The organism is Streptomyces sp. SBT349 (assembly GCF_001083795.1).
Taxonomy (GTDB): Bacteria; Actinomycetota; Actinomycetes; order Streptomycetales; family Streptomycetaceae; genus Streptomyces.
In genome coordinates, this window is record NZ_LAVK01000360.1 from 1 (window position 1) to 7,335 (window position 7,335).

Here is a 7,335-nt window from a genome sequence, read left to right on the forward strand (position 1 = left end):
CACCAGCGGCGCCCGGCCCTCGCCCCGACCCGCCCACACCGCGGCGGCCAGCAGCCCGCCGCCCGCCAGCACCGGCCCGTAGGGCACCAGGCCGAGGAGCAGCAGGACCGCGACCGAGAGCACCACCACGGGAACCCTGCGCTCCCCGGGCAGCCGCCCCCACCCACGCCTCGCGGCACCCGCGAGCCGCACCAGGCCCCGCAGGACCAGCGTCAACGGAAACACCCCGGCGGCCTACAGGCTGATTCCGCCCAGCAGGTTCGCCAGGCTGGCGCCACCGGCCTGGATGCTCGGCGCGACCGCCGTTCCCGCCAGGTAGAAGCCGAAGAGTGAACACACCACCGCGTGGGACAGCTTCAGGCCGTCCTTCCGGAAGAACAGGAACACGATGACGCCGAGCAGGATGACCCCCGAGATGGACAAGACCATGAGCACTCCCGATGAGGATGAACGGCCGAACGGCATTCCCCGCGAGCACTCTAAGACCCCTAAACAGTAGTTTTTATCCTGACAAGGGCATATGGCGGAAAGCTCCACCCCCACCGTGCGCCAGAGGCGACGCGGTGCGGCGCCCGTGCGGGACCTCGATAGGCTGGGCGTCAGGCCAAGGGCGAGGAGGAAAAGGGACGATGGCAGAGAGCGCGCAGCCGCTGTCGGCGCGGGCGAGGCTGGCTGTGACGGCCGGCAAGGCGGCGGCCGCGGTATCGCGGGCCGCCGGCCGCGGCAGCGGTTCGGTGATCGGCGGCCGCGTGGCGCTGAAGGTGGACCCCGAACTGCTCTCCCGGCTCGCCGGGCACCTGGACGTCGTGCTGGTCTCCGCGACCAACGGCAAGACCACCACCACCCGCCTCATCGCCGAGGCCCTCCGCGCCGGCGGTGAGGTCGTCTCCAACGCGCTGGGCGCCAACATGCCCGCGGGCATCACCTCCGCGCTCTCCGGCGGATCCGAGGCGCGCTTCGGCGTCATCGAGGTCGACGAGAAGTACCTGGCCGGCGTCGCCCGCGACGTCACCCCGAAGGCCATCGCCCTGCTCAACCTCTCGCGCGACCAGCTCGACCGCGCGGCCGAGACCCGGATGCTCGCCGAGCGCTGGCGCGAGGGGCTCCAGGGCAACAAGGCGACCATCATCGCCAACGCGGACGACCCCCTCGTCGTCTGGGCCGCCTCCTCCAGCCCCAACGTGGTGTGGGTCGCGGCCGGCCAGGAGTGGAAGGACGACGCCTGGTCCTGCCCCTCCTGCGGCGGCGTGCTCCACCGCCCCGACGACACCTGGCGCTGCGGCGAGTGCGGCTTCGGCCGCCCCATGCCCACCTGGGTCCTCTCCGGCGACACCGTCATCGACCCCAACGGCTCCGCCTGGCCGATCCGCCTCCAGCTCCCCGGCAGGGCCAACAAGGCCAACGCCGCCACCGCCGCGGCCACCGCCGCCACGTTCGGCATCCCCCCGCACATCGCCCTGGAGCGCATGCAGTCCGTCGCCGCCGTCGCCGGCCGCTACGACGTCGTCACCCACCAGGGCCGCGACATCCGCCTCCTCCTCGCGAAGAACCCGGCGGGCTGGCTGGAGACGTTCTCCCTGATCGACCCGCCGCCCACCCCCGTCATCCTCTCCGTCAACGCCCGTGGCGCCGACGGCACCGACACCTCCTGGCTCTGGGACGTCGACTACGGCCGCCTCGCCGGCCACCCCATCGCCGTCATCGGCGACCGCCGCCTCGACCTCGCCGTCCGCCTCGAGGTGGCCGGCGTCGACTTCCGCGTCTGCCAGAGCCTCCCCGAGGCCCTCCAGCAGCTGCCACCCGGCCGGATCGAGGCCATCGCCAACTACACCGCCTTCCAGGACCTGCGCCGCACCGTCGGCAACTGAATCGAGGACGACACCATGAGCACCTCCGGCCTGCGCGTCGTGTGGGTCTACCCCGACCTGCTGAGCACCTACGGCGACCAGGGGAACGTTCTCGTCGTCGAACGGCGCGCCCGGCAGCGGGGCCTGGCCGTCGAGCGCGTCGATGTCCGCTCCGACCAGCCCATCCCCACCTCCGGCGACATCTATCTCGTCGGCGGCGGCGAGGACCGCCCCCAGCGGCTCGCCGCCGAGCGGCTGCGCCGCGACGGGGGCCTGCTCCGCGCCGTCGACAACGGTGCGATCATCTTCTCCGTCTGCGCCGGCTACCAGATCCTCGGCCACGAGTTCGTCAACGACCTCGGCCAGCGCGAGCCCGGGCTCGGCCTGCTGGACGTCGTCAGCGTCCGCGGCACCGGCGAGCGCTGCGTCGGCGACGTCCTCGGCGACATCGACGAGGCCCTGCGCCTCCCGCCGCTCACCGGCTTCGAGAACCACCAGGGCGTCACCCAACTCGGCCCCGGCGTCCGCCCGCTCGCCCGCGTCCGCCTGGGCAAGGGCAACGGCACGGGCGACGGCACCGAGGGCGCCTGGGCCGGGACCGTCTTCGGCACCTACATGCACGGCCCCGTCCTTGCCAGGAACCCGCAGATCGCCGACCTGCTGCTGAAGCTCACCCTCGACGTCAACGCCCTCCCGCCGGTCGACGACCGCTGGTACGAGGCGCTGAGGTCCGAGCGCATCGCAGCCGCCACGCAGGCCGCCTGACCCCCCGGAACGAACGAGCAGCGAAGCACCATGGACCACGACGGACACGGCACCGGCACCGACCTCCCCCCGTTCACCTTCTCGCGGGCCCTGGAGTTCAGCCCGGACGCCGTCTTCCTCACCGGCTGCCTGGCCGCACTCGCCCTCTATGCCTGGGGCGTGCTGCGGCTGCGCCACCGGGGCGACTCCTGGTCCCCCGGCCGGCCGGTGGCGTTCGCCGCCGGCGTCCTGTCGATCGCCGCCGTCACCTGCACCGGGCTGAACGACTACGGCATGGTCCTGTTCAACGCCCACATGACGCAGCACATGGTCATCAGCATGGTCTCCCCGATCCTGCTGCTCCTCGGCGCTCCCGTCACCCTGCTGCTGCGGGCCCTGCCCACCGCGGGCCGCGGCCGGCGCGGCGCCAGGGAACTGCTGGTCGCGCTGCTCCAGAGCCACGTCGTCCGCGTGGTGAGCAGCCCGCTGTTCACCATCCCGCTGTTCGTCGCGAGCCTCTACGGGCTGTACTTCACACCGCTGTTCGACTTCCTGATGGGCAGCCGGCCCGGCCATGTCGCGATGATGCTGCACTTCCTCGCGGTCGGCCTGGTCTTCTTCTGGCCCATCATGGGCGTCGACCCCGGCCCCCACCGCGCGGGCCACCTGATGCGGATGCTGGAACTGTTCGCCACGATGCCCTTCCACGCGTTCTTCGGCATCGCCCTGATGATGGCCTCCGAACCCATGGTCGACACCTTCGCCGACCCGCCCGCCTCGCTGGGCGTGCACCCCGTCGACGACCAGTCGGCCGCGGGCGGCATGGCCTGGGCCTTCAGCGAGATCCCCACCGTCATCGTGCTCCTCGCCCTGGTGATCCAGTGGTACTTCTCGGAGCAGCGCACGGCCCGCCGCACCGACCGGGTGGCCGACCGCACCGGCGACCGCGACCTAGCCGAGTACAACGCCTACCTCGCCTCCCTGCACTCCCGCGGCTGAGCCGAACCGGCCCGCACCCGGTCGGCGTACGCCACCGGCGCCCTTCCCGGGGCACACCACGACACCGGACATAATGCACTTCCATGCAGAATGCCCCGCAATCCGGCCCCGATGTGCTGGACCCACTGCTCCGCCGCGCGGTGGCGGAAAGCGGCGCCTACGGCGGCGGGATCTTCCTCCTGCCGCCGGACGAGCGCACCCTGTGGCTGGCCGTGGTGACCGGCCTCCCCCTGGAGTTCGCCGCCCCGTGGACCCGGGTCTGGCTCGACGCCCAGGTCCCCATCGCCCTCTGCCTGCGCGACCGGCGCATGATCTGGACGGCCGTCGGGGAACTCGCCCGCAACTACCCCGAATCCGCCGTCGCCGCGCCCTATCCCTTCGCCGTGGCCAACACCCCCATCCTCGGCGACGACGAGCCCTGGGGCGTTCTCAACCTCCTCTTCGCCGGCGACCACCCACCCGGGATGACCGACCGGGAACGGGACGCCACCCAGGCCGGGAGCGAGCGCATCGCCGCCCTGCTGAAGAGCGCGGCCAACCGCGGCGAGCCCGTCCGCCCCGGGCCGCGGCCCCACCTCGCGCTGCGCCGCAGAGCCCACAACCACACCCAGGAGCAGGCCCACGCCGCCGCCGACTTCACCGAGCGGCTCCCCGAGGGCTGCCTGGCGATGAACCTCTCCGGCAAGATCATCTTCATCACCCGCACCGCCGCCGACCTCGTCGGGGAACCCATCAGCGACCTCCTCGGCGCCCTGCCCTGGGAGGCGCTGCCCTGGCTGAGCGACCCGGTCTTCGAAGACCGCTACCGCAGCGTCCTCTTCAGCCGCACCCCCGTCTCGTTCACCGCCCTGCGCCCCCCGGACCACTGGCTGACCTTCGAGCTCTACCCCGACGCCACCGGCATCAGCGCCCGCATCGTCCCCGCCGAGGTCCCCGCCGACGCCGAGACCGGCGCCCCCACCGTCTCACCCGGCGACACCCCGCCGGGCCCGTCCCGCGCCGACGCCGTCCCCACCCGCGTGGGCGCCCTCTACCAGCTGATGCAGCTCGCCGCCGTCCTCACCCAGGCCGTCGAGGTCAACGACGTCATCGACCTCGCCATCAACCCGATCATGGCCGCCTTCGACGCCCAGGGCCTCGCGCTCCTCGCCGTCGACAACGGCAGGCTGCGCATCATCGGCTACCGCGGCTACGGCGAGGAGGCCATCCGCCGCCTGGACGGCGCCCCGCTGAGCACCGCCCCCACCCCGGCCGCCCGCGCCCTCAACAACGGCGAGGCCACGTTCTACTCCACCCCCGAGGAGATGGACCGCGTCTACTCCGGCATGTCCACACTCACCGGCAAGTCGGCCTGGGCCTACCTGCCGCTGATCGCCTCGGGTCGGCCCGTCGGCTGCTTCGTCCTCGCCTACGATCAGCCGCGCACCTTCCCGCCCAACGACCGCGCCCTGCTGACCTCCCTGTCCGGGCTGGTCGCCCAGGCCCTCGACCGCGCCCTGTTCTACGACGCGCAGCACCAGCTCGTGCGCCGCCTCCAGGCCGGGCTGCTGCCGGCCGCCCTGCCCAGCATCCCCGGCCTCGACGTCGCCGCCCGCTACCTGCCCGCCACCCGGGGCGTCGAGATCGGCGGCGACTTCTACGACCTGATCAGCCTCGACGGCACCTCGTGCGCCGCCGCGATCGGCGACGTCCAGGGCCACAACGTCACCGCCGCCGCCCTCATGGGCCAGGTCCGCACCGCCGTGCACGCCACCGCGGGCGCGGCGCCCGGCGAAGTGCTCGCGCGCAGCAACCGCCTGGTCGGCGACCTCGACCCCGGCCTGTTCACCAGCTGCCTCTACGCCCACGTCTACCTCGGAGAACACCGCGCCTGCCTGGCCACCGCGGGCCACCTCCCGCCGCTGCTGCGCCGCGCCGACGGCAGCGTCTCCATCGTGCGCGTGCCACCGGGACCGCTCCTCGGCGTCGAGAGGGACGCCGAGTACCCGACGGCCCAGGTCGCGCTGCCGCCGGGCGCCGTCCTCCTGCTGTACACCGACGGCCTGGTCGAACGCCCCGGCATCGACCTGGGCGTCTCCATCCAGGAGATGGCCGGTCACCTCGAACGCGCCGGGGACCTGACCCTGGAGCAGCTCGCCGACACCCTCCTGGACGCCTCACCCCGGACGGAGACCGGCGGCGACGACATCGCCATGCTGCTGCTCAGCCCCCACCCCGACTGACGCCCGGTGCCGGGCGTCATCTTCGCCCCCTTCCGCCAGGAGCCGGCCCGGCCGGTACGCTCGACGGCCTCATCCACGAGGCGCACGGGACCGGGGCGGAACGGCCGCCCCGGCTTCTCGTCCGCCGGACCCGGAGCGGAAGCCATGGTGGTGACGGACGACGGCGTGCGCCTGTGGGCGATACGGCAGGGCGAGGGCGTTCCCGTGGTGATCTGCCACGGCGGCCCCGGCCTGTGGGACACCCTGGAGGACCTGGCCGGGCTCCTCGGTGGCGCCGCCACCCACCGCTGGGACCAGCGGGGCTGCGGCCGCTCCGACCGCGTCGGACCCTGGACGGTGGCCCGCTCGGTGGCCGACCTCGACGCGGTGCGCCGCCACTTCGGCCTTCCCCGCATGGTCGTCCTCGGGCACTCCTGGGGCGCCCAACTGGCCCTGCTCTACGCACTGGAGCACCCAGAGCGCGTCAGCGGACTCGTCTACGTCTCGGGCACGGGCATCGACGACGAGGCCACCTGGCGCCCCGGGTTCGTGCGCATGATGCGCGAACGGCTCGGCCCCGACCTGGCCCGCTGGGAGGAGCTGCGGGACCGACCGCGCACGGAGGCGGAGGAGCGGGAGATGTGCGTCCTGCAGTGGTCGGTGGACTTCGCCGACCGGCAACGCGCGCCGGAGCACGCCCGGCGCATGGCCACCCCCTGGCGCGGCGTCAACTTCGCCTGCAACGCCGAGATCGGCGCCGGGCTCGCCCCCCTCCTCGGCACGCCCCGCCTGCGGGCCGCCTGCCGGGAACTGGACGTGCCCGCACTCATCGTGGACGGCGCCGAGGACATCCGCCCCCGCCGTTCGGTCGACTCGCTGGAACGCGCCCTGCCCCGGGTCACCCGCACCGTACTGGAAGGCGCCGGCCACCTGCCCTGGACCGAGGACCCCGACGGCTTCCGCACCGCCACCGACCGCTTCCTGACCGGCCTCGCCCCCGAGTTCGCCGCGGAGCTCCCCTAGGAACCCGCCCCCGAGGGGGTACCCACCCGCAGCCGATTGCCGTCCGGGTCGCGCAGTTCCACCTCCCGCCCCCACGGCACCGCCTCGACCCGCGCCCCGAACTCGGCCGCCACGGCGTCGACATCACGGACCCGCAGATACACCAGCGTGTCCGGGCGCGCGTCCCCCTCGTGCTCCGACAGGAACAGCCGGACCCGGCCCCGGGCCACCTCGACGAACGCCGGGAGCCCCGGCTCGAAACGGTGCTCCCACCGCTGCTGGAACCCGAGCCGCCCGTACCAGTCGACGGCCACCCCGGCGTCGGCGACGCGGAGGATCGGGATCACTTCCTCATCCATGAGGCCCTATCGTCGCAGACCCGCCCGAGGCAGGCTGTTCATCGTCACCAACGACGAGTTCGGCAGGCACGAGTCGATCAACACCGCCGTCATCGACGCGATCGAGCGCGGCGTCTCCAGCACCCGGGGCCTGACGACGCCTTGCCCCGCGGCGCCCACCGCCCGCCGCCCGGGAGAAGGCCG

7 protein-coding genes and 2 pseudogenes are annotated in these 7,335 nt (G+C 73.3%); 6 read left to right on the forward strand and 3 right to left on the reverse strand.

The genetic code is table 11. The annotated features are described in order from the left end of the window. Together ADY01_RS39420 and ADY01_RS29965 are read right to left on the reverse strand one after the other, a co-directional pair. A pseudogene (locus ADY01_RS39420) lies at positions 1-216 on the reverse strand (hypothetical protein); the annotation flags it as partial. Between the two features lie 18 nt (positions 217-234). Next, positions 235-429: a hypothetical protein gene (locus ADY01_RS29965; protein ID WP_049579734.1), complete on the reverse strand. Its 195-nt coding sequence runs from the start codon at positions 427-429 to the stop codon at positions 235-237. Positions 430-629: 200 nt separating this feature from the next. On the opposite strand from ADY01_RS29965, the gene ADY01_RS29970 reads away from it, so the two are divergent. From ADY01_RS29970 to ADY01_RS29990, 5 genes are all read left to right on the forward strand, one after another. Then, the gene (locus tag ADY01_RS29970; protein WP_049579735.1) at positions 630-1,868 is read left to right on the forward strand and encodes a MurT ligase domain-containing protein; all 1,239 of its coding nucleotides are present in this window, start codon (positions 630-632) and stop codon (positions 1,866-1,868) included. A gap of 15 nt (positions 1,869-1,883) precedes the next feature. Further along, entirely contained in the window at positions 1,884-2,612 is a 729-nt protein-coding gene (locus ADY01_RS29975; protein ID WP_049579737.1) for a type 1 glutamine amidotransferase, read from the forward strand. 30 nt (positions 2,613-2,642) lie between these two features. Beyond that, positions 2,643-3,590, forward strand: coding sequence for a cytochrome c oxidase assembly protein (locus ADY01_RS29980; RefSeq protein WP_049579739.1), 948 nt, complete (start codon positions 2,643-2,645; stop codon positions 3,588-3,590). A gap of 83 nt (positions 3,591-3,673) precedes the next feature. Next, positions 3,674-5,812, forward strand: coding sequence for a SpoIIE family protein phosphatase (locus ADY01_RS29985; protein WP_049579741.1), 2,139 nt, complete (start codon positions 3,674-3,676; stop codon positions 5,810-5,812). 144 nt (positions 5,813-5,956) lie between these two features. Continuing rightward, entirely contained in the window at positions 5,957-6,814 is an 858-nt protein-coding gene (locus ADY01_RS29990; protein ID WP_049579742.1) for an alpha/beta fold hydrolase, read from the forward strand. Here the strand turns inward: ADY01_RS29990 and ADY01_RS29995 are convergent. Beyond that, entirely contained in the window at positions 6,811-7,152 is a 342-nt protein-coding gene (locus ADY01_RS29995) for a glyoxalase superfamily protein (RefSeq protein WP_049579744.1), read from the reverse strand. The two genes, ADY01_RS29990 and ADY01_RS29995, sit on opposite strands and share 4 nt — an antisense overlap. Between ADY01_RS29995 and ADY01_RS30000 the strand changes: the two are divergent. After that, a pseudogene (locus ADY01_RS30000) lies at positions 7,151-7,335 on the forward strand (hypothetical protein); the annotation flags it as partial. The gene ADY01_RS29995 and the pseudogene ADY01_RS30000 overlap by 2 nt on opposite strands.

Coding starts and splice junctions, on each gene's coding strand:
- ADY01_RS29980 (WP_049579739.1), top strand. CDS start 2,643: ATGGACCACGACGGACACGGCACCGGCACCGACCTCCCCCCGTTCACC.
- ADY01_RS29995 (WP_049579744.1), bottom strand. CDS start 7,152: ATGGATGAGGAAGTGATCCCGATCCTCCGCGTCGCCGACGCCGGGGTG.
- ADY01_RS29975 (WP_049579737.1), top strand. CDS start 1,884: ATGAGCACCTCCGGCCTGCGCGTCGTGTGGGTCTACCCCGACCTGCTG.
- ADY01_RS29970 (WP_049579735.1), top strand. CDS start 630: ATGGCAGAGAGCGCGCAGCCGCTGTCGGCGCGGGCGAGGCTGGCTGTG.
- ADY01_RS29985 (WP_049579741.1), top strand. CDS start 3,674: ATGCAGAATGCCCCGCAATCCGGCCCCGATGTGCTGGACCCACTGCTC.
- ADY01_RS29990 (WP_049579742.1), top strand. CDS start 5,957: ATGGTGGTGACGGACGACGGCGTGCGCCTGTGGGCGATACGGCAGGGC.
- ADY01_RS29965 (WP_049579734.1), bottom strand. CDS start 429: ATGGTCTTGTCCATCTCGGGGGTCATCCTGCTCGGCGTCATCGTGTTC.